Genomic DNA, 20381 nt, shown 5'->3' with positions numbered 1-20381 from the left:
AATATTCAACACCTTGCAACATTAGTCCGGGATTTTCTACCGGCCGGGTGATTCGAACGGCAGCAGACAGGCGGTTGGTCAGTGGGGTAACGTGTTCAGCATCGAGTTCAAGGCAACAACACCATGGCCAAGCACACGCCCCCCATCGACTGGTTCCACCGCGCGCCCGACGTCGGCGGGCTTCAGCGTTTCGAGGCTTTTTTTGCTGGCCACGGCTACGACCTTCACCGCCACGACACCTATGCCATCGGCCACACGCTGGCCGGTGTGCAGAGTTTTCAGTACCGCGGTGGCTGGCGCCACAGTCTGCCGGGCGGGACCATGGTGCTGCACCCGGACGAAGTTCACGATGGCGAAGCCGGTACCGAGACCGGGTTCCAGTACCGAATGATGTACATCGAACCGGCGCTGATCCAGCAGATGCTCGGCGGCCAGCCACTGCCATTTATCAAGACCGGTCTGTCGACGGATCCACGTTTGTTCGCCGCCACTGCCGTGCTGCTGCGAAGCCTCGATTGTCCCCTCGACCCTCTCGAAGAGCAGGATGCGCTGTTCGATCTGGCCCAAGCCTTGAACGGCGTTTCCGGAGTGCCTGCTACCCGCCAGAGCTTCGACTACGTGGCCGCCGAACGCGCGCGGGAATTCATCCACAGCGCGCTGGATCGCACCGTGACGCTGGAAGAACTGGCGCAACACAGCGGTCGCGATCGCTGGAGCCTGTCACGGGATTTTCGCCTTTTGTTCGGCACCAGCCCTTATCGATACCTGACCATGCGCCGCCTGGACCTGGTCCGCTCGCTGCTGATCCAGGGCCAGTCATTGGTCAGCGCCGCGTTGATCGCCGGCTTCACCGATCAGAGCCACATGACCCGGCAGTTCAGCAAAACCTACGGCCTGTCACCGGCCCGCTGGATGAAAATGCACCGCCGCTGAGCCACGCACAATCGTTCAAGAAGCACGCCGATGCGCGGGCTATCGTGGATTTACGATCAACCACGAGAGCTGCTTCATGAAAGCTTACGAAAGCCTGAATTTCGCTGAAAAAATCGCCAGGATCAGCCCGTACTGGACGCCTCGGGTCATCGCCGAGATGAACGACTATCAGTTCAAGGTGGTGAAACTGCTGGGGGATTTCATCTGGCACGATCACCTGGATACCGACGAAACCTTCATCGTCCTCGAAGGACAACTGCGCATCGACTTTCGCGATGGCCACGTGCTGGTGAACGCTGGCGAAATGTATGTGGTGTCAAAAGGTGTCGAGCACAAACCGTTCGCCGAGCAGGAGGTGAAACTCCTGCTGATCGAACCCAAGGGTGTGCTGAACACAGGCAACGAAGGTGGCGAGCGCACTGCGCAGAATGACGTCTGGGTGTGAAAGGCGGGCTGCTTACGGCTGCAAGGTCTTGCCGTCCACTGGATCGCCGATTTTCAGGAAATGCCCGCCCGCCACATGGTGCAAGGTGCGCAACGCGTCTTGCCCTTCGAAGTGCCAGCGACCGTCACTGAACACCCGCTCGTCTGCCTGAGCGGCAATCACTTCGGCCAGGAACAGATCGTACTGCTGGTGATTGTCGGGCTCCGGCAGCAGTCGGCATTCCAGCCAGGCGACGCAGCCCTCGAGCATCGGCGCATCGATCAATTCAGCGCTGAAGGTCGGCAAGCCATAAACCTGGAATTTGTCCCGGCCTTGGTCCCGGGTCAATTCCAGTCCCGACGTCGAACCCACGGTCTGGACGATATCGGCCTGGGCGGCGCAGGGAACATTCAGCACAAACGTGCCCGAAGCCTCCAGCAATTGCCGTGTCCAGGTGGACTTGTCCAGCACCACGGCAATTTTCGGCGGCTCGAAATCCAGCGGCATGGCCCAGGCCGCCGCCATGATGTTGCGCTGGCCGTCATGAGCCGCGCTGACCAGCACGGTCGGGCCATGATTGAGCAGACGATACGCCTTGGCCAAGGGAACCGGGCGGCGGTGAGAAACGCTCATGATGGCTGCTCCTGGAGAAAACGCCGATTGTAGCGATTTACGCCGCGATGGCAGTCATCAAGTCGTCAACTGATTGGCAAACTGCCCGACCGCATTCACCACTTTCTGTGCCCCGTCCTGAATCTCGACAATCACCGTCCCCGCCTCTGCCGCCAGCGCCAGCCCCTGTTCAGCCTGGAGTTTGCCCTCGGTCATCAGCGCCACGGCGTTGCGCGCCATGTCCTGGTTCTGACGCACTACGCCAACAATTTCATCGGTTGCCTGGCTGGTGCGCGAAGCCAATTGCCGGACCTCATCCGCCACCACCGCGAAACCACGCCCCTGTTCCCCGGCCCGAGCCGCTTCGATGGCCGCGTTGAGCGCCAGCAGGTTGGTCTGTTCGGCAATCCCGCTGATGGTTTTGACGATGGTGCCGATCACCAGCGACTGCTCGTTCAGCGCTTCGATGCCTTCACCGGCGGTCTGCATGTGCGTGGCAAGGTCACGCATCACGTTGACCGCCTGAGTCACCACCGCGTTACCGCGCTGCGCGCTGCTGTCGGTTTGCTGCGAGGTGCTGTAGGCAATGTTGGCCGCTTCGGCGACCGCTTGTTCCTGATTGACTTGATCGGTGATCACCGTGGCGAATTTCACCACTTTGTAGAGCTTGTTGTTGGCATCGATCACCGGGTTGTAGGACGCCTCCAGCCAGACCCCGCGGCCGTGGCTGTCGATGCGTTTGAAACGCTCGGCGAAGAACTCGCCTGCATTCAAGCGACGCCAGAAGTCCTGATACCCGGCGCTGTTGTATTCCTCGGGTTCGCAGAACATGCGGTGATGTTTGCCCTTGATCTGCGCCAGGCTGTAACCCATGCCGCTGAGAAACCGTTCGTTGGCCGCCAACACATTGCCATTGAGGTCGAACTCAATCACTGCCGTGGAACGCACGAGCGCGCCGATCAGGTTCTCATGTTCACGAGACGCCTCGATGGTGCGGGTCAGGTCACTGGAGTAAATCGAGAAGTGTTTGATTCGGCCGTCCGCGGACCGAACCGGCTGCACGATCGAGCGCAGCCAAGCTTCCTGGCCATTGCCGCGCAACAAACGCACCGTGCCGGCAAAGTGCTCGCCACGGGTCAACGCGACCTTGAAGCGCTGGTGGAATTCGTCCGACTTCACATGGGCCGGGACGATGTCTTCGATGTGTCGCCCTATCAGGTCGCTGCTTTTGTAGAGCATCTCGCCGATGAAGTTCTGGTTGACCGATTGAATCCGCCCATCGACATCGAGGGTCAGGACCAGCATCTCGCTTTCCAGACTTTCCTTCACTTGCTGGAGGCTGGAGAGTTCTTCGCGAAGAGCCGACAGCTCCTGCTTCAAGCGTTTGTTGAACATGGGGATACACCGATGGACAGGGATAGAAAGCGGTATGCAGCCTAACCATCGGCCTGGGGGATATTTTCTGAAGAGTGTTTCAGGGTTGTCCTACAAAAATAGTTGCTACACGTACGGTGCTACCTTCGATTACATCGCGCCAGCAGTCGAGCAACTGCCAACTCTTGGCATCCGCGTCCCGAAATACGCGGCACTGCCCACACCCACAGCCCCCATCACCGCGCAGAAGATCACGCAGATCCATGGGCTCCATGGCATCAGACCGATCAGCAACAACGGTGTGATACTCGCCCAGACGGCGTAGGCAATGTTGTAAGTGAAGGAAATCCCCGAGACACGAATTCGCGCCGGGAACAGGCTGACCATCACCGACGGCACCGCGCCGACCACCCCACAACCGAGACCGGCCACCGCGTACGCCAGACCGATCCAGCTGCCACCGATGATCAGGCAGGTATAGAGCACGCCGATGCCCAATGGCAGCAGCAGGCTATAGAGCATCACCGTGCGCCAGGCGCCAATGCGGTCGACCAGCAGCCCGGCGAGTACGCAGCCGATATTCAGAAAGACAATGCCCAAGGCACTCAGGGCGAAGGTGTGGCTGGCGGTCATACCGAAGGTTTTCTGCATCATGGTCGGGGTGATCACCACGAACACCACCACCGCCGAGGTCAGTACGCAGGTGAGGATCATCGCTGGCAGCATGGCCAGTCGATGCTCACGCAAGACCGTGCGCAGCGGCAGTTCGACAGCGGCATCGCGCTGGGCCTGCATGGCCATGAACACCGGGGTTTCGCTGAGCCAGCGGCGTAGCCAGACGCCGATTACGCCGAACACGCCGCCCAGCAGGAACGGGTAGCGCCAGGCGTAATCAAGGATTTCTGCCGGGGAGAACGCCTGTGCCAGAAAAGTCGCCGTTAGCGCACCGATCAGGTAACCAAACGTCAACCCGGCCTGCAGGAAACCGAGGGCATAACCGCGATGCCCGGCCGGTGCATGCTCGGCGACGAATACCCAGGCGCTCGGCACTTCGCCGCCCACCGCCGCGCCCTGGAGGATTCGCAGGGCCAGCAGCAGCAGCGGTGCGAAATAACCGATTTGGGCGTAGGTCGGCATGATGCCGATCAGCAGGCACGGCAATGCCATCATCAGGATGCTCAGACTGAAGACCTTCTTGCGGCCCAGTCGGTCGGCAAAATGCGCCATCAGAATCCCGCCCAACGGCCGCGCCAAATAACCGGTTGCGAAGATCCCGAAGCTTTGCAGCAGTCGCAGCCACTCGGGCATTTCCGGCGGGAAGAACAGCTGGCTGAGGGTCAGGGCAAAAAATACGAAAATGATGAAATCGTAGATTTCCAGCGCGCCGCCAAGGGCTGCAAGGCCGAGGGTCTTGTAATCCGAGCGGGTGAACGGCGCCGGGCGCGAGTGGGTGTTGGCGGTCATGAAAAGAACTCTGGCATAGGCAAAAAACCAAGGCGCCCATGGTCTACGCAAACGCGCCAACGGACAACCCGTTAGACCAAAGTCCTAGACGCGTAAAACCTCGTCACAAAATAGAACCGATTGTTTTACTGTTGCCACCTGTCTAGACGGGCCTTTGCGGTCCTGAAGACCACAACAAACATAAAAATTCGAGGTACACCCGTGGCCGCTGATATCGAAGATACCCGCTCTGCCCGCTTTGCCCTGCGCTGCTCAAGTTTTGCCGAACGCTGGTTCCCCGACTCCTGGGTGTTTGCCGCACTGGCGGTGATTATCGTCGCCGTGGCCACCCTGTTCATGGGCGCCAAACCCACCGACGCCGCCATGGCCTTCGGTGACGGCTTCTGGAGCCTGATCCCGTTCACCATGCAGATGGCTTTCGTGGTGATCGGCGGTTATGTGGTCGCCAGCTCGCCACCGGCAGTGAAACTGATCGACCGGCTGGCGCGGATCCCGAAAAACGGCCGCTCGGCCGTGGCCTGGGTTGCGTTGATCTCCATGGTCGCTTCGCTGCTGAACTGGGGGCTGTCGCTGGTGTTTGGCGGATTGCTGGTGCGCGCCCTCGCCCGCCGTACCGATCTGAAAATGGACTACCGCGCTGCCGGTGCTGCCGCCTATCTGGGTCTCGGCGCGGTGTGGGCCTTGGGCTTGTCCTCGTCCGCCGCGCAATTGCAGGCCAACCCGGCCAGTCTGCCGCCGTCGATTCTGTCGATCACCGGGGTGATTCCTTTCACGCAAACAATCTTTCTCTGGCAATCCGGCGTGATGTTGCTGGCGCTGATCGTGATCTCGCTGATCATCGCCTACGCCACTGCACCCGGCCCGAACTCGGCCCGCGATGCCGAAGCCTGCGGCATCGATCCGAGCTTTAACCTGCCGCCGTTGCAACCGCGCACCCGACCCGGCGAATGGCTGGAGCACAGCCCGCTGCTGACGATTTTGCTGGTGCTGCTGGCGGCCGGATGGCTGTTCCACGAGTTCTCGACCAAACCGGCTATCAGCGCGATTTCCGGGCTGAACACCTACAACTTCCTGTTCATCATGCTCGGTGCCCTGCTGCACTGGCGCCCGCGCAGCTTCCTTGACGCTGTGTCCCGCGCGGTACCGACCACCACGGGCGTACTGATTCAGTTCCCGCTGTACGGCTCGATCGCGGCGCTGATGACCACCGTCAAAGGCACTGACGCTCAGACGCTGGCTCACCACATCTCGACCTTTTTCGTACAAATCGCGTCCCACGACACCTACGCACTGCTGATGGGCGTGTACTCGGCGATCCTCGGTTTCTTCATCCCGTCCGGCGGCGGCAAATGGATCATCGAAGCGCCGTACGTCATGCAAGTGGCCACCGACCTGAACTACCACCTGGGCTGGGCCGTACAGATCTACAACGCCGCCGAAGCCCTGCCGAACCTGATCAACCCGTTCTACATGCTGCCGCTGCTGGGTGTGCTCGGGTTGAAGGCGCGGGACTTGATCGGGTTTTCGTTCGTGCAACTGCTGGTGCACACGCCGCTGGTGCTGTTTCTGCTGTGGGCGTTGGGGACGACGCTGACGTATACGGCACCGGTCATGCCGTAACACGTAAGTGATTGCACCCGCTGCGGGCAGGTGCAATCAGTTCACCCTGCTTGAGCATGAAACAAACGCCTAGATTTATCCTACAAACAGGCTCGATTGCGCCTGACATGAAACCCGGAGAGTTCTTATCTCCAACCTATAAATCGCTGAGTAAACTCCGACAGCTCACAAACTTTTAAAGCAAGACAGCACTGACCAAGGATGAACAAACACATGTCTTTAATATCGAAAACGCTGGAAGAGATGATTAACGAGATTTACCAGGACGGTAGGGTTTCAGTCGTTGAATATAAAAAGCTGCGTGATGATGCAGATCGCCGTATGGACGCTGTCGTCCACGAGTTTGGCCAGCACAACAATTTGACCGCCCTTCAAAAAGCGATGGATGTAGTAATGCAATTAACGCAAACGTCCATCATTGATGCCAAAAAAGCCAAACTGACCGATACAGGAGAGGCCATCGTCAAGGATGCCGTATTTGCACAGGTCGAGTACTTGCGCGCCGGTACTCATCTGGCACTAAAGCTGTTGTAACGCTTCAACCTCCGTCCGGCCCATAGACATTAAGCCCGGGCCGGACTCCATAACCGAGAGTTCCTGGCATACACACCGCAGGCTCTACGCAAAAAACTACACGCAAACACTGTTCTGTGTAACGCCGCTGATCCAGTATGGCGCGTAACCCAATCAACGGGACCACGCTGAAAAGGATCTGAGCATGTTCAAATTCGCAGGACTCACCCTCGCGGCCCTCACCCTGAGCGCCGCCGCCCATGCTGATGTCGACCTGAAGCTGGGCAGTACCGAACGCGTCACCCGCCTGTTCGCCTATCCCAACAACTGCAACGTGATCTGCTTTCGCAACTGGACGCTGGAGCAAACGGTCGAGCATTACCTGACCCAAAGCGTGCAGCGCGATGGTTACAGCGCGGCGAAAGTGCTGGTCAAAACCGATAACGATCAGCTCTACGCCGAAATCAGCGGCGTACCCCGTGGCTATGAAAAACCGCTGGCGGCGTTGCTCGATGCCGGTGATCTGGCCTATACCGGCGCCAGCAAGCTGAATGCCGATGGCAAGTGGGCTTACAGCTGGTATCTGTTCCTGCCACTGGGCATGGCCCTGGAAAACCGCAAAAGCGTTGAACTGTTGCACTTCCCGCCGGATTATTCGCTGACCCAGGCCCAAGACTATCTGGAGTCCAAGACCACCGACCGTTGGGCCACGCTGCTGACCGCCAACGGTATTCCTGGTGACCAGACGCCGGGCTACCAGACCATCATCGACATCGCACCGATTGCCGCGCCGTCCAACGCCGGCAAGGATCTGGAAGGCGTCTACGACTATTTCAAGGACTACCAGACCACCATGGTCAAGCAACTCAGCCAGAACGCCAGTGGTGCGGCGTTGCCGATGGTCGCCTTCGGCGCGCCAGTGCGTAACTGGATCAAGCAGCAATACGGGCCGACCGTGAACGTGCTGGGCCTGGTCAGCATCAGTCCGAGCGACGGAGTGAAAGTGCCAGTGCTGGGTTCCAACCACCCAAGCTACATTTGGTACGCCGCCGACCCGGAAAGCTATACCGGCAACGATGCCCAGGCCAAGGCCGACGCGGCTGGCCTTAAAGTCATGGGTCAGGATTTGAGTGCCGCGTGCTGGCAGGCCGCCATGGGCCGCCAACCGGACAGTAATCCCGACGTTGAACTGAAAAGTTGTACCCAAACCTGGCAAGCGGCCCAGTCAGAAAAAACCTGCGAGCTGTTCTATACCTCGATCCGCAACCTGACTCCCGAAAAAGCCGTGGCCAAGTGCGCGACGGCGCCGATCAAAGCTCAGCTTAAACAGCTGAAAGCCCCGGTACCCGCGACTGCGATCCCTGTCCCGCCTCTGTAAAACGATGAACGGCGGGTCTACTGTCATAACTGACAGTAGACCCGCCGTTTCATTTGCGAGAGGCTTGAGTCGTTCCCATGTGTTGCAGTGCTGACAGGATTGTCAGCTGATGGAGGTCGCAGCACCCAGCCGACAAGGATCGTTATGAAAACCCACGCCCTGCACGAGACGCTTGCACAACCTCCCGATGGGATTTATCCATTTGCGGAGCTGCCCGTTCGCCTTGGATTCCCCTCCAGGGCCGACTTCGAGATTATCGACAACACAAACGGATCGGCGGCAGCCGTCGCAGTACTTCGGGACTTTCCACGCATCAGCCGAATTTGTCGGGCGTCGGGGCATCTGCTGCCTTATCGGTGTCGGCATACCCGGCAACTGGCCCGTGGCATCCATGTCTACGACCCGCGCTTCTGCGGGCTGCTGCGACACTCCTGCGACCCAAACGTATTTCTCGACATGAGCGAGCTGTGGCTATGGGCGCTGAAGGACATCAAAAAAGGCGACCGACTGACGATGGACTACGCCACCACCGAAGACAAACTCATGCGTCAGTTCGCCTGCCAGTGTGGCTCGTTCGACTGCCGTGGCTGGATCACCGGCTACGATGAATCGCCGAACGCCGACGGCCAGTTGTTTCTGCAGCACTGGCGCCGGCGAAGTCTATGCTGAAGGGCGTTACAACGCCTCGACCGGACGCAGACGGTATTGCGGCGGTAATTGCTCGAAACCGCTGATGGTGGCGTTCAGGCTTTTCCAGCGACCGTCCTTGATGCCATAAATGCAGCCGTGAACAGACAGGCTCTGCCCGCGGTGCCAGGCGTTTTGCACAATGCTGGTGTGCCCGACATTGGCCACTTGCTGGATCACGTTGTATTCGCAGAGGCGGTCGACCCGCTCTTCTTCAGTGGGCAATTTGGCGAGTTCTTCGCGTTTCTCATAATAGAGATCGCGAATCGAGCGCAGCCAGCCGTCGATCAGGCCCAGCTGACGGTCCTGCATTGAGGCGCGCACGCCGCCGCAGCCATAGTGACCGGTAACGAGGATGTGTTTGACCTTCAGCACGTCGACCGCGTACTGAATCACCGACAGGCAGTTGAGGTCGGTGTGCAGCACCACGTTGGCCACGTTGCGGTGTACAAACAGATCGCCGGGCAGCATGCCGACGATCTCGTTCGCCGGCACCCGGGCGTCGGAGCAACCGATCCACAGGTATTCCGGGGTTTGCTGACGGGCCAGCTTGGCGAAGAAATCAGGATCTTCTTTGGTGATTGCGTCAGCCCAGCGCTCGTTGTTATCAATCAGATCTTGTAATTCGTTCATGCAATGAAGCCTCGAGAATGATGCGCTTCTATGACAGACAACCATCTGTCGGGGTCACGCGCCAGATGCAGATACCCGGTTTTCCATGCCGGAGGAATTCTCAGCAGCCCAGGGGGTCCACCTTAGTAAGGCCTACAGTATGAGGAATTGCCATGACTGAATCACGACGTCCGTACGATGCGGTGCAACCCGAGCCCATCGATGACAACGAAGACCGCATGGGCTCGATGCATGAGCTGGATTTCGACGAGGAAGAACCCAGCGCCAAAATCGGCGACGAGCTGCCGCAAACGGAGCGTGAACGCCTGATGCCTCGGGAACGCGTACGTGAAGCCGGCATGACCGGTGCCTCGACCGATGACCATGAGTCCACCGACGACGACATGAGCCCGGAAAACCTGATCCGTGAAGACGGCGCACGGGATGCTCATGAGGCCGGCGAAGGCGAACAGGCCGATTGGGATTTGAGTATTGTCGATGAAGACGACATTGGCGGTGGTAATGGGCTGGATGAAGCGGAAATGGCGCAACGCGATCCGATAGACGGTAATCGTTGATTCTCTAGCGCCTAACAAGCCGCCATCGCGAGCAAGCTCGCTCCCACAGTGGATCTGTGTCGTACACAAATTTCGTGACTGACATAAAACCTGTGGGAGCGAGCTTGCTCGCGATGGCGTTTCGACGATGCGTCTAAGGCTCAATCCACCAAAGTGCAGGCCATGACGACAGCATCTTCCCGCCCACCCACCGCCGGGTAGTAATCGCGTCGACGACCAATCTCGTTAAACCCATAACGCTCATACAACTTGAACGCGCCACGGTTGCTGTCACGCACTTCCAGAAAACACTCCCGCGCCTTGGCGTCATACGCCCGGGACATCAAATGCTCCAGCAACGTCAAGCCCAGACCACGGCCCTGGTTCTCCGGTTTGACGGTAATGTTCAGCAGATGCGCCTCATCAAGAATGATCTGCACCACCCCGTGGCCGACCTGCTGCTGGCCTTCAAACATCAGCCATATCTGATATTTACCCAGCCCATCGAGAAAAATCCCGCGAGTCCAGGGATGGCTGTAAGCCGCGTATTCGATTTTCAGTACAGCGTCCAGGTCCGCCTCGATCATTGGGCGGAACGATACAGCGTCACTCATTCGATTCTTTCCAGCGCGCCATCAGCCGACGCATGGCTTGCCAGACATCAGCCTTACGCTGTGGCTCTTCCATTAATAATTCCAGACCCGGCAGGGCCCAGACCGAGCCCAGGCCTTCGACCTGGAGTTCACGGTTGAAGGATTCGGCGTTCGCCTCACCGGCGAAACGCACCGCCGGTAAGCCGATCAGCCACACGCAGACACACGGTGCGTCTTCCAGCCGGGCCGAGAGAAAACCTTGCACGAAGTCGCGAGCGGCTTCCGGGCCTTGATCCATGGTGCCCCGAGACAACAGCGGCCAACGCACCGGCTCGCCGACGATCTGCGGGCTGTCCGGCAGACCGGCGGCGCGCAGCATGTCTTTGAGCAATAGATAGGCAGGGTCGCGGGTCTGGAACGATTCGCCTGTGGGTAACTCCACCAGCAGCAGGCAACGCCCGGCCCGCAGCAATTGCAGAGCGAAACGCGGTGGCGGCACGACTGGCGCCTTGGCCACAACCGGAGCGGCCTCTTCTTCAACCTTGGCATTCGTGCGCGTGCTGGCCAACGATGGCCGTGGCACCTCGATTTTCACCCGTTCGACCGGTTTGGCCACAGGTTCCACGGGCGCCTCAGCCACTGGCGCCGGCGCCACCGGGGCGACGACCAACGGTTCGGGCATCTCCAGCAGTTCGGGGCGCGAGGGCGCAGCAAAGGGCAATTCGGTGCGCGGCAGCCAGTTGACCACCTGCATGGCGGTCAAATAAGCGCGGCGACGGGACTCGATAAGCAAAGGTCGGCCACTTGTGGATAACTAAAGTGCGGTGATTCTACCGCCCTTCGCTCAAGATCGCCCACGCTTGATCGATAGAAAGCCAACTGTCCGCCCCGAGAGTGAATCGCAACGGGCGTGATGCAGTACAATCGCTGCTTTTAATTGCCAACCAGCCGGCCATTCCGATGATCGAACCCAAGCGCGTCTTGCGCGCCCTCGCTGAACACTGGGCACTTCTGGAGCCACTGTGCGAGCACTTCGACCAAGGCACCTTGAGCCTCAACGAATTGCGTTCACAGTTGGCCGCCCAGCAACTGGACAGTACGCCGCAGGACATCACCAGCCTGCTGGACGTGTGGATCCGCCTCGACATTCTGGTGCCCGTGGCGAAAAGCCCGAACCGTTTCGAGCTCAACGCGCAAATCCACGACTTCCTCGCTTACCTGCGCCGTGAGCACCGTCTGGGCCTGTGCCTGGAGATCGAAGCCTATTTGCGCCACCTCGAACGCCTGGCCGGTTATATCCAGGACGCCTTCGACATCCGCGACGGCCACGACCTGGCGCGCCAGTTGCGCCTGCTCGACATGCGCGTACGGGACGTATTGAAGAAACTCGCCAACGACGAACAGGCCCTGGTGGCCGTCGCCGAGCGCGCCAAGACCAGCGACCGGCAGATTCCCCTGCGTCAGCGTTACGCTGAAGTGCTGGCGACCTGGGACGAATACGTCGAGCCGATGATTCAGTTGGTGAACGCCGACGGCGCCTTCGAACAAGGCGTGCGCAAGGTCGAGAACGTGCTGCTGAAGATGCTCACCGAGCAGCAGCGCCTCGGCCATCTGGTCGATGACGACATGCTGCTGCGCACCCACGCGCGCATCCTCGAAATGCAGACCAGCGCTCAACTGACCCTGCGTCATGCCCGCGAACTGCTGCTGCCGCTGCGTGAAGAGGCCCGTCGGCACAATGCCGTGACCCGCGGCGCGGCGCTGGCTTTGTCGGCCATCCGGCGCAAAGGCATCGATGCGGTGCCACAAGCGGCGATGCCGATGTTCACCCGACCGCAAAGCACGTTCCTCGGCAGTGCCAGTCAGGTCGAAGCCTACGTTTATGCTTTGGCCCGTTTCGAGCCGAAACCGGCGCGCTTCCCCAAGGCCCACAAGACGCAGAAAGGCGAAACGCCGCGCGCGCCACGCACGGTTCGGGAAATGCTCGAACGTTGCGAAGACGCCCTGCCGATGCCGGACCTGATGACCTGGTTGCTGGAGCAGGAACCGGACGGCGCCACCGACGAATTGCTTTATTGGTTCTCGCGCCTGTCGCGGGAAAAGCGCTTCACACGCGAGCGTCTGGAACGCCGCGATTACCACACTCACGAGCACCAGGTCAGCCTGCGCTCCTTCGCCCTGCTCTCGGCCCGCGACACCGCCGAGGATTCTGCGAGCACACCCTATGCAAGTACTCCCCATGCAACTTGATCTATCCGAACTGTCTCAACTCGCGCCGATTTTTCGCGAGCTGTTCAAGGGCTACCACGTCAGCCGTCGCGACCCGGAGCTGTACGCGCAACTGTCGAACTTCCAGGACCAGTACCGCACGCTGTTTCGGGCGTTGGGCTATGAACTGGTCTGCGACACCCGTGGCTTCTATTACTTCGTACCGGACCTCGCCGCTGCGGCGGTGAACAAAACCGCGCAACGTCTGGCGTTGTTCACGTTCATTCTCGTCGAACACCTGGCCGACCAGGGCCGCGACCCGGTCGCCGTGCTCGACGGTGGCAGCCTCGGCCGCGATGAGTTGCCATCGCTGCTGGAGAAATACCGCGACCTGTTTATCCAGGCCGAAGTGCAGACCGTCGAAGAACTCGAAGAAAAAATCATGCGCCGCATGACCCAACTCGGTTTCGCCGGCGAAGAAAACGGCATCTACCGTTTCCTGCCGCCGATGCACCGCTTCCTCGATGTCTGCCTGTCGGTCCAACAAGACCGTGATCTGGCCGCCAGCCTGCATAGCGTCTTGCCTCTGCCGGTTCCGGTGCTGATCGATGACGACAGCGACGAAAAGCTTTTGGAAACCGATGACCCGCTCGATCTCAGCGACTTTGCTGAAGAAAGCGAAGAAGACGCCATGGCCCGCGCCATTGCCGAAGAACAGGAGACCGACGCATGAGCAAGGAACGCTACGGCATTCGCCGCTTCGCCCTTTTGAACACCGCCGGTTACAGCCTCGGCCTGTTCCCGCTGGAAGAACCGTTGTCGGTTTACGGCGCGAACAACCTCGGTAAATCCGCCTCGATCAACGCCTTGCAGTTCCCGATTCTGGCGCGCATGTCGGACATGAGTTTCGGCAAGTACAGCCTGGAACAATCCCGTCGTTTCTACTTCGCCTCGGACACCAGTTACATCCTGGTCGAAGTCTCGCTGCCTCACGGTCCACATGTGATTGGTGTGGTCGGTCGCGGCCCGGGCGGTGGTTTCGGTCACCAGTTCTTTGCCTACGCCGGCAAACTGGATCTGGCCCATTACCAGAAAAACGACACCTGCCTGCGTCAGAAAGAATTGTTCACCAACCTTGAGCGCGAAGGCCTGAAAGCCTACGAGCTCAAGCCGGATGAACTGCGTCGCTTGCTGGTGGGCGGCCACACGTCGATCCCGCTGGACCTGACGCTGATCCCGTTGCGCTCCACCAGCGAACAGAGCCTGAAGACCTTCCGGGCACTGTTCATCAACCTGCTGCACATGCGCGAAATCACCGCAGCCAAGCTCAAGCAACTGTTTCTCGATGCGTTCGAACACAGCCTGCGTTCCGGTAGCGTCGACTACATCGCCGCGTGCGAAGAAGCGTTCCGCGATGTACGACGCATGGAGCAGGACTACAACTCGCTAGTGACTGCCGGCCCATTGGTCGAAGCCCTTGCGGCAGGCGTGACCCAGCGCAATATCCTGCGCGGCAAACTGCACCGGATCTCGCCGCTGCTCGATTCCCTGCTCGGCACCTGGTCGGACTACGCCAGTGCGCGCAAGGAAGAGCTGACGATTCAGGCCGAGCACTACCGCAACGAGCAAGACGCGCTGCAAAACGATCAGCGTGGCGGCACTCAGGAGCTGATGCGCCTGGAGCGGGAAATCACCGGCATCCAGCGCTGGCTTGGCGAGTTGTCGGTGCTCAAGCATCGCTTCGCCTTGGTCACTGACGTCAAAGTCCTGGAGCAGCAACTGCTCGCGGCCAAGGACGCGCACGACGAACTGGCCGGTGCGCTGGCGCAGTCGCGACAGTTCAGCGCCGAAGATCTGGAAGAGCGTCTGCGGGACCTGGAAAAACGCCTGAAGTCGGTGAAACAGCAACTCGATCACGCCGACAACAACAGCTACGCTCGTCTGCGTGAAGAGTTCTCGCAACAGGATGTCGAGCGCCTGATGCGTTTGTTCAACAGCGCGTTGTTCAGCCTGCCGTTGGGTGAGCACGGTATTACGCTGGACGAGGACGGCCAGTGGGTCAAATCCATGGAACTGATTCTCGACGGCTTCAAGGGCGAGCGCTTCGAAGTGCCGGGCCTGTCCATCGACATCTCGCACATCGAGCCGCCGGCCCTGCAAGCCTTGGCTGACCGCGCCGCATTGCGCGATCAGAAAGAGCGTCTGGACAAAGAACTCAAGCAACTGAAAACCCAGCAAGCCGTGGCAGCCGACCGCGCCGCGAGCAAGACCCAGACCGAAGCGCTGTACCAGCAAGTGCTGGATGCGCAGAAAGCGCTGGAAGATTTCCGCCGCGCGCAAACCCTGAGCGCCGAGGAAGGCGACAAGCTGGAGCAACTGGCGCAGATGGAAGCGGCGCAGGACGAGTTGAAGCGTTCCAGCGACGCCTTCACCGAACGCGTCCAGCAACTGTCGGCCAAACTGCAACTGGTCGGCCGGCAGATCGGCGACATGGAAGCCAAGCAACGCACCCTCGACGACGCCCTGCGCCGCCGTCAGCTGTTGCCCGCAGACCTGCCGTTCGGTACGCCATTCATGGACCCGATCGACGATTCCATGGACAACCTGCTGCCGTTGCTCAATGACTATCAGGACAGCTGGCAGGGTTTGCAGCGCAGCGATGGTCAGATCGAGGCGCTGTACGCTCAGGTCCGCCTCAAAGGCGTGGCCAAGTTCGACAGCGAAGACGATATGGAGCGTCGCCTGCAACTGCTGATCAATGCGTACGCGCACCGCACCGACGAAGCCCTGACCCTTGGCAAAGCCCGTCGTGCGGCCGTTACTGACATCGCCCGGACCCTGCGCAACATCCGCAGCGACTACGACAGCCTTGAGCATCAACTGGCGTTGTTCAACCGCGAGATCAACAAGCGTCAGGTCTCCAACCTGCAAAGCTTCCGCATCGTGCTTGCACCGAACAAGGAAGCGCTAAAGCACATCGACCAGATCATCCACAGCGCCGGCCAGTATGAAGAAGGCGAAACCCTTTCGGTCTTCGACCTGAGCCAAAGCGCGGATCAGGACAACAAGAACGAAGAAGCCAAGGAATACCTGGCGCGTCTGGTGGCGGCTAACCACAACCAGCTCGGTCTCAAGGACTTGTTCGAGCTGGCGTTCGAGATCACCAAGGTCAACGGATCGCCTGTGATTCACACCGACATCGATGGCGCCGCATCCAACGGCACCACGATGACCATCAAGGCGCTGACCAACATGTACTTGTTGCTGCACTTGATGGACCGCGACCAGGCCGGTCGCGTGCGCCTGCCGTACTACCTCGACGAGGCAGCGGACATCGACGAGAAGAACCAGGCAGCGCTGTTGGAAACCAGTCTGCAACTGGGCTTCGTACCGATCCTGGCGAGTGTGAAGCCGCAGGTCTGCGCCAGTGTCGCCATCGACCTGGAAGGCGGCAGCGGGCCGAACGGGATCTACATCGACGAGGCGGACTGGAAGTACATTCGTCGTCACGATGAAGTGAAGGCTGCCGTTAATGTTGAAGCGGATGAACCGGAGCTGGATGCGGTCTGATTTGCGTTAATCGAAGGCAGTAAAAAAGGCCGCGATCCAATGGATCGCGGCCTTTTTCATGCCTGCTGTTTTGGGCTTACTTGCCGATTGAAATCTTCGGCGCCCAGGTCAGCCATTCATCTTCGAACTTATCGAACAGCGGGAACGTTTGCTCAGCTCGCGCCGGACTGCCCATGCGCTCGCCGTCCGGCGTGGCGAAAGCGATGCCGCCCTGAATCAGCGTCTCCAGCGATTCGGTTCGCATCGTCGCGCCTTTGAACAAGCCGTAATCAAAGCCAAAACCACTGGAGTTCCAGAAACGCGTGCCGCTGCGCACCAACGGCGCGTACTTCGGCTCGATCAGGATGTGCACCAACACACGGTCCGCCGTCTGACCGAGTTCATAGCCTGTCACCTTGCCCACGGTGATTTCGCGATAGGTGACCGGCACACCCGTTTTCAGCGAACCACGGCGAGCAGCGCTCAACACCAGACTCAAACCGGCTTCTTGTTTAGCGGTTTCCGGCGGATTGGCCAGGGCCACGAAATTTTTCTGCGGGCCGAGGTTCTTCGCGGCCGGTTGCACTTCAATGTATTGGCCAGTGACCAGCGTTTCGAGGTTGGACGTCTTGATCAGACCCAGTTCAGGTTTGACGACCCAGAACTGACTGCCGACCCGAGCGATACGCTCCGGAACTTCTGTGATTCGTGCAGTCAGCAGCACTGATTGCAGGTCATCGCTGAGGTCGACGTCTTCAATCTTGCCGACATCCAGGCCTTTGAAGCGAATGGGCGTGCCACTGCGCAAACCATCGGCGCGATCAACCCTGATCGTTACCACGGCGCCTTTTTGCGTCGCGTCATCATGACTGGCGAACAAACGGAAACGCGGAATCCGCTTCTGCAACGGCGCCTTGGCTTCCGGGGTTTCGAAGGCAATGCCGCCGGCCATCAGGCTTTGCAGCGACTCACTTTTGACCTGGATTCCGCCGGTCAGTCCACCCGTGAGCGTGATACCGCTGGCATTCCAGAACCGTGTCGAGGCGTTGACCAGCCCTTCGTATTCCTTCTCGATATGCACACCAATCACCAACTGCTTTTTAGTGCGTGAGAACTGATAGCTCTGGACCGAACCGACCTTGACCTGTTTGTAGAGAATCGGGCTTCCGACCTCCAGCGAACCGAGGTTTTCGGTGAACAGCACCAGGTGCAATCCTGGCGCACGCAAGTCGAGCGGCGGTGCCTTCGGCCGTGCCACAAACTCGCGCTGCGGTGCGGCGCCTTTGTCTCCTGGACGCACGGCGATGTAGTTACCTTTGACCAACGCTTCGAGACCGGTGATACCGGCAAGCGAGATCGACGGTTTGACCACCCAGAATTGGGTTCCTTCGACCAGGTAATCTTCAGCCAGAGGATCGAGGGTCAATTCGGCGGTGGCACTGGATAGATCAGGATCGATCTTGAGCGCTTTCAGATTGCCGACCTGGATGCCTTTGTACATAACCGGTGTGCGACCCGCCTGCATTCCTTCGAAGTCGCTAAGTTTGACCTTGACCCGAATACCGGCGGCGGCTGCATCGAAATCTTCGTAGAGACGGAATGGCAGACTCGGATCGGTGGGCGGACTGTCCTTGCGGTTCTCCGGCGTGGCGAACGCGATACCTCCGGCGACGATGCTCGCCAGGGACTCGCTGCGCACCTTCACACCCGACAGGTTGGCGTCGATGCTGATGCCGCTGGCGTTCCAGAAACGCGTGTGTTTGCGCACCAGCTTGGCGTAGGTGGGCTCGATGAAAACTTTGAGTTCGACGGTGCTTTGGTCTTCGGACAGCAGATAACTTTTGATCTGGCCGACCCTGATCTGCTTATAGAACACCGGGCTACCGCGATTGAGTGAACCGAGGCGATCAGCCTTGATGGTCAGGTGCAGACCGGGCTGGGCGTCCGACAGCGGTGGCTCTTCGGCCAAGGCTTTGAACTTGCGCGTCGGCTCACCCTCGCCCGGGCTTATCGCGACGTAGTTACCCGAGACCAGCGTCTCCAGGCCAGTGATGCCGGCCAGGGTCACGCTCGGCTTGACCAGCCAGAAACGGGTGCTGGTCCGCAGGTATGGCTCCACGTCCTTATTCATCTCGACGGTGGCGATCACGCCTTTAGAGTTGCCTTCGTCATCGAGTTTGAGGGTCTTCACCTTACCTACCGACATGCCTTTGTAGACGACTTCGGTCTTGTTGGCCTGAATGCCTTCACCACTTTCGAAACGCACCTGAATCTCGATGCCAGTCTCGTTGTAGGCACGCCAGCCGAGCCAGCCGCCGATGATCAGGGCAATCAGGGGCAACACCCAAATAGCTGACCAGTTCGAGGCCGGTCGGGTTTTTGCTGTAGGCAAATCAGTCATGGTCGTCGTCCGACTCCGTGTTATCCCAAATCAGTCGGGGATCGAAAGTTACTGCGGCAAGCATCGTCAGAATCACCACACTTGCGAAAGCGATGGCGCCAAGATTGGCTTCGACGCTGGCAAGCCGTCCGAAATTCACAACCGCCACCAGGATGGCGATCACAAAAATATCGAGCATCGACCAGCGGCCAATGAACTCAATAAAGCGGTACATCCAAATGCGTTGGCGAGCCGACAGTGGCTGGCGGCGCTGCACGGAAAACAGCAGCAGTGCGATGCCCACCAATTTGAACGTTGGTACCAGAATACTGGCGATAAAAACCACGGCGGCGATTGGAATCATGCCGTGTTGAACCAGTTGAATCACACCGGACATGATCGTGCTGGGATCCCCCTGCCCCAGTGAACTGACGGTCATGATCGGCAGCACGTTGGCCGGGATGTAGAGAACCGCCGCGGTAACCAGCAACGCCCAGGTACGCATCACGCTGTTCGGGCGACGGGCGTGAACCAGGGCACCGCAACGGGTGCAGACCTGTTCGTCAGTGTCGGCTTCCTGCTTGTTCAATTCATGGCATTCGGCGCAAATCAGAATGCCTGCATCAATCGCCCGCATGGGCATCCTCTCCTGATAAAGCCTGCCAGATCTGATGGGGCGACATCACAACCTCCAACCAGACCTGAACCAACAACAAACCGATAAAGCACGCCAGGCCAAGCCCGACGGTAATTGCTGCCATATCTGCCAGTTTGACGATCGCCACCAGTACGCCCATGAGGTAGACCTCGAGCATCCCCCAATCGCGTAAATGGTGATAAATGCGGTAGAGCAACAGGCCGTAACTGCGTCCGATATCAAAACGAATACTCAGCAGTACAACCAGTTGGCACAGCAACTTGAGCAGCGGGATTCCCATGCTGCAGAGAAACACCACCACTGCAACGCCCTGCATTCCGGTATCGAACAGGCCAACAACGCCGCTCCAGACGGTGTCATGCGATGACTGCCCGAGTAGATGGAGCTGCATGATGGGTAAAAAGTTCGCCGGGATATACAACAACAGAGCGGCGAGAACCAACGCGAGACTGCGCTGAACGACGTTATGCCGATGGGCGTAGAGCTCGTAACCGCAGCGCGGACAGAGGGCTTTCTCGCCATGGGCGAGTTCGGGCTTGCGCATCAGCAAGTCGCACTCATGACACGCTACCAAGTCGTCCAGCGGTAAATCTGACAGCCCAGGGGCGTCAACCGGATCTGGCATAAAGGCTCTGGCTCCGAAAAAGTTTGACCTATTCTAGTGTCATGGATCGAAAATAACTGTGCAAATTTGTGCTTTAACTGAAAGCCACTTTCCTTCGGACAAAACAAAACCCCTACCTGCATACGCAGATAGGGGTTTCGGAATTTAATCTTGACGATGACCTACTCTCACATGGGGAAACCCCACACTACCAT

Annotated in this window: 18 protein-coding genes and 2 pseudogenes; 10 read left to right on the top strand and 10 right to left on the bottom strand. The window is 59.2% G+C overall.

The features are described from left to right. Positions 1-123: 123 nt before the first annotated feature. Complete coding sequence (locus ACIQU2_RS27935; protein ID WP_347804070.1) at positions 124-933, top strand: AraC family transcriptional regulator; 810 nt, start codon at positions 124-126, stop codon at positions 931-933. A gap of 76 nt (positions 934-1009) precedes the next feature. Then, the gene (locus ACIQU2_RS27930) at positions 1010-1378 is read left to right on the top strand and encodes a cupin domain-containing protein (RefSeq protein WP_403145659.1); all 369 of its coding nucleotides are present in this window, start codon (positions 1010-1012) and stop codon (positions 1376-1378) included. Between the two features lie 12 nt (positions 1379-1390). On the opposite strand, the gene ACIQU2_RS27925 is transcribed toward ACIQU2_RS27930, so the two are convergent. The 4 genes and pseudogenes from ACIQU2_RS27925 to ACIQU2_RS27910 all read right to left on the bottom strand — a co-directional run bounded on the left by ACIQU2_RS27925 (position 1391) and on the right by ACIQU2_RS27910 (position 4807). Further along, positions 1391-1990 (bottom strand): flavin reductase family protein, encoded by a 600-nt coding sequence (locus ACIQU2_RS27925; RefSeq protein WP_347804071.1) that lies wholly within the window; start codon positions 1988-1990, stop codon positions 1391-1393. A 57-nt stretch (positions 1991-2047) separates the two neighbouring features. Continuing rightward, positions 2048-2485: pseudogene (locus ACIQU2_RS27920) on the bottom strand (methyl-accepting chemotaxis protein); the annotation flags it as partial. Between the two features lie 150 nt (positions 2486-2635). Continuing rightward, positions 2636-3274 (bottom strand): annotated as a pseudogene (locus ACIQU2_RS27915) (PAS domain-containing protein); the annotation flags it as partial. Positions 3275-3493: 219 nt separating this feature from the next. Continuing rightward, a complete protein-coding gene (locus ACIQU2_RS27910; RefSeq protein WP_403145655.1) occupies positions 3494-4807 on the bottom strand; it encodes an MFS transporter in 1314 nt (437 codons plus the stop codon). 201 nt (positions 4808-5008) lie between these two features. Here ACIQU2_RS27910 and ACIQU2_RS27905 point away from each other — a divergent pair, with 201 nt between their 5' ends. From ACIQU2_RS27905 to ACIQU2_RS27890, 4 genes are all read left to right on the top strand, one after another. Continuing rightward, positions 5009-6427, top strand: a complete 1419-nt coding sequence (locus ACIQU2_RS27905; protein WP_134423164.1) for a short-chain fatty acid transporter — start codon at positions 5009-5011, stop codon at positions 6425-6427. 213 nt (positions 6428-6640) lie between these two features. After that, entirely contained in the window at positions 6641-6961 is a 321-nt protein-coding gene (locus ACIQU2_RS27900) for a hypothetical protein (RefSeq protein ID WP_403145652.1), read from the top strand. Positions 6962-7145: 184 nt separating this feature from the next. Further along, positions 7146-8318, top strand: coding sequence for a hypothetical protein (locus tag ACIQU2_RS27895; protein WP_403145650.1), 1173 nt, complete (start codon positions 7146-7148; stop codon positions 8316-8318). Between the two features lie 144 nt (positions 8319-8462). Continuing rightward, entirely contained in the window at positions 8463-8987 is a 525-nt protein-coding gene (locus ACIQU2_RS27890) for an SET domain-containing protein-lysine N-methyltransferase (RefSeq protein WP_149628911.1), read from the top strand. 6 nt (positions 8988-8993) lie between these two features. Here ACIQU2_RS27890 and can read toward each other — a convergent pair whose 3' ends face one another. Further along, on the bottom strand, positions 8994-9638 hold the full coding sequence (gene can, locus ACIQU2_RS27885; protein ID WP_008145531.1) for a carbonate dehydratase: 645 nt from the start codon (positions 9636-9638) through the stop codon (positions 8994-8996). Between the two features lie 152 nt (positions 9639-9790). Between can and ACIQU2_RS27880 the strand changes: the two genes are divergently transcribed. After that, positions 9791-10195, top strand: a complete 405-nt coding sequence (locus tag ACIQU2_RS27880) for a serine kinase/phosphatase (protein ID WP_347805952.1) — start codon at positions 9791-9793, stop codon at positions 10193-10195. Between the two features lie 140 nt (positions 10196-10335). Here ACIQU2_RS27880 and rimI read toward each other — a convergent pair whose 3' ends face one another. Continuing rightward, positions 10336-10788 (bottom strand): ribosomal protein S18-alanine N-acetyltransferase, encoded by a 453-nt coding sequence (rimI, locus tag ACIQU2_RS27875; protein ID WP_123365613.1) that lies wholly within the window; start codon positions 10786-10788, stop codon positions 10336-10338. Continuing rightward, positions 10781-11521 (bottom strand): energy transducer TonB, encoded by a 741-nt coding sequence (locus ACIQU2_RS27870; protein WP_403145688.1) that lies wholly within the window; start codon positions 11519-11521, stop codon positions 10781-10783. The genes rimI and ACIQU2_RS27870 overlap by 8 nt, the downstream gene beginning before the upstream one ends. A gap of 206 nt (positions 11522-11727) precedes the next feature. Here ACIQU2_RS27870 and mksB point away from each other — a divergent pair, with 206 nt between their 5' ends. Genes mksB through mksF form a run of 3 tightly spaced genes read left to right on the top strand, consistent with a single transcriptional unit; the run spans position 11728 to position 16545 of the window. Further along, positions 11728-13017, top strand: coding sequence for an Mks condensin complex protein MksB (gene mksB / locus ACIQU2_RS27865; protein ID WP_403145645.1), 1290 nt, complete (start codon positions 11728-11730; stop codon positions 13015-13017). Next, positions 13007-13708 (top strand): Mks condensin complex protein MksE, encoded by a 702-nt coding sequence (mksE, locus tag ACIQU2_RS27860; protein WP_403145642.1) that lies wholly within the window; start codon positions 13007-13009, stop codon positions 13706-13708. Before mksB ends, mksE begins: the two co-directional genes overlap by 11 nt. Further along, the gene (mksF, locus tag ACIQU2_RS27855) at positions 13705-16545 is read left to right on the top strand and encodes an Mks condensin complex protein MksF (protein ID WP_347805956.1); all 2841 of its coding nucleotides are present in this window, start codon (positions 13705-13707) and stop codon (positions 16543-16545) included. Before mksE ends, mksF begins: the two co-directional genes overlap by 4 nt. 76 nt (positions 16546-16621) lie before the next feature. Here mksF and ACIQU2_RS27850 read toward each other — a convergent pair whose 3' ends face one another. Genes ACIQU2_RS27850 through ACIQU2_RS27840 form a run of 3 tightly spaced genes read right to left on the bottom strand, consistent with a single transcriptional unit; the run spans position 16622 to position 20187 of the window. Next, positions 16622-18925: an MlaD family protein gene (locus tag ACIQU2_RS27850; protein WP_347805957.1), complete on the bottom strand. Its 2304-nt coding sequence runs from the start codon at positions 18923-18925 to the stop codon at positions 16622-16624. Next, positions 18918-19541: a paraquat-inducible protein A gene (locus ACIQU2_RS27845; RefSeq protein WP_008145542.1), complete on the bottom strand. Its 624-nt coding sequence runs from the start codon at positions 19539-19541 to the stop codon at positions 18918-18920. Before ACIQU2_RS27845 ends, ACIQU2_RS27850 begins: the two co-directional genes overlap by 8 nt. Further along, entirely contained in the window at positions 19528-20187 is a 660-nt protein-coding gene (locus ACIQU2_RS27840) for a paraquat-inducible protein A (RefSeq protein ID WP_403145636.1), read from the bottom strand. The genes ACIQU2_RS27845 and ACIQU2_RS27840 overlap by 14 nt, the downstream gene beginning before the upstream one ends. Positions 20188-20381: the final 194 nt, after the last annotated feature.

Source organism: Pseudomonas sp. NPDC098740, from assembly GCF_044760065.1.
GTDB classification, from domain to species: Bacteria; Pseudomonadota; Gammaproteobacteria; order Pseudomonadales; family Pseudomonadaceae; genus Aquipseudomonas; species Aquipseudomonas rossensis.
This window is presented reverse-complemented; position numbering and strand designations above follow the sequence as displayed.

Bases quoted from the DNA above. Each gene is read 5' to 3' on its own strand.
- ACIQU2_RS27935 (WP_347804070.1), top strand. From the start codon at position 124: ATGGCCAAGCACACGCCCCCCATCGACTGGTTCCACCGCGCGCCCGAC.
- ACIQU2_RS27930 (WP_403145659.1), top strand. From the start codon at position 1,010: ATGAAAGCTTACGAAAGCCTGAATTTCGCTGAAAAAATCGCCAGGATC.
- ACIQU2_RS27925 (WP_347804071.1), bottom strand. From the start codon at position 1,990: ATGAGCGTTTCTCACCGCCGCCCGGTTCCCTTGGCCAAGGCGTATCGT.
- ACIQU2_RS27910 (WP_403145655.1), bottom strand. From the start codon at position 4,807: ATGACCGCCAACACCCACTCGCGCCCGGCGCCGTTCACCCGCTCGGAT.
- ACIQU2_RS27900 (WP_403145652.1), top strand. From the start codon at position 6,641: ATGTCTTTAATATCGAAAACGCTGGAAGAGATGATTAACGAGATTTAC.
- ACIQU2_RS27895 (WP_403145650.1), top strand. From the start codon at position 7,146: ATGTTCAAATTCGCAGGACTCACCCTCGCGGCCCTCACCCTGAGCGCC.
- ACIQU2_RS27890 (WP_149628911.1), top strand. From the start codon at position 8,463: ATGAAAACCCACGCCCTGCACGAGACGCTTGCACAACCTCCCGATGGG.
- can (WP_008145531.1), bottom strand. From the start codon at position 9,638: ATGAACGAATTACAAGATCTGATTGATAACAACGAGCGCTGGGCTGAC.
- ACIQU2_RS27880 (WP_347805952.1), top strand. From the start codon at position 9,791: ATGACTGAATCACGACGTCCGTACGATGCGGTGCAACCCGAGCCCATC.
- rimI (WP_123365613.1), bottom strand. From the start codon at position 10,788: ATGAGTGACGCTGTATCGTTCCGCCCAATGATCGAGGCGGACCTGGAC.
- ACIQU2_RS27870 (WP_403145688.1), bottom strand. From the start codon at position 11,521: ATGCAGGTGGTCAACTGGCTGCCGCGCACCGAATTGCCCTTTGCTGCG.
- mksB (WP_403145645.1), top strand. From the start codon at position 11,728: ATGATCGAACCCAAGCGCGTCTTGCGCGCCCTCGCTGAACACTGGGCA.
- mksE (WP_403145642.1), top strand. From the start codon at position 13,007: ATGCAACTTGATCTATCCGAACTGTCTCAACTCGCGCCGATTTTTCGC.
- mksF (WP_347805956.1), top strand. From the start codon at position 13,705: ATGAGCAAGGAACGCTACGGCATTCGCCGCTTCGCCCTTTTGAACACC.
- ACIQU2_RS27850 (WP_347805957.1), bottom strand. From the start codon at position 18,925: ATGACTGATTTGCCTACAGCAAAAACCCGACCGGCCTCGAACTGGTCA.
- ACIQU2_RS27845 (WP_008145542.1), bottom strand. From the start codon at position 19,541: ATGCGGGCGATTGATGCAGGCATTCTGATTTGCGCCGAATGCCATGAA.
- ACIQU2_RS27840 (WP_403145636.1), bottom strand. From the start codon at position 20,187: ATGCCAGATCCGGTTGACGCCCCTGGGCTGTCAGATTTACCGCTGGAC.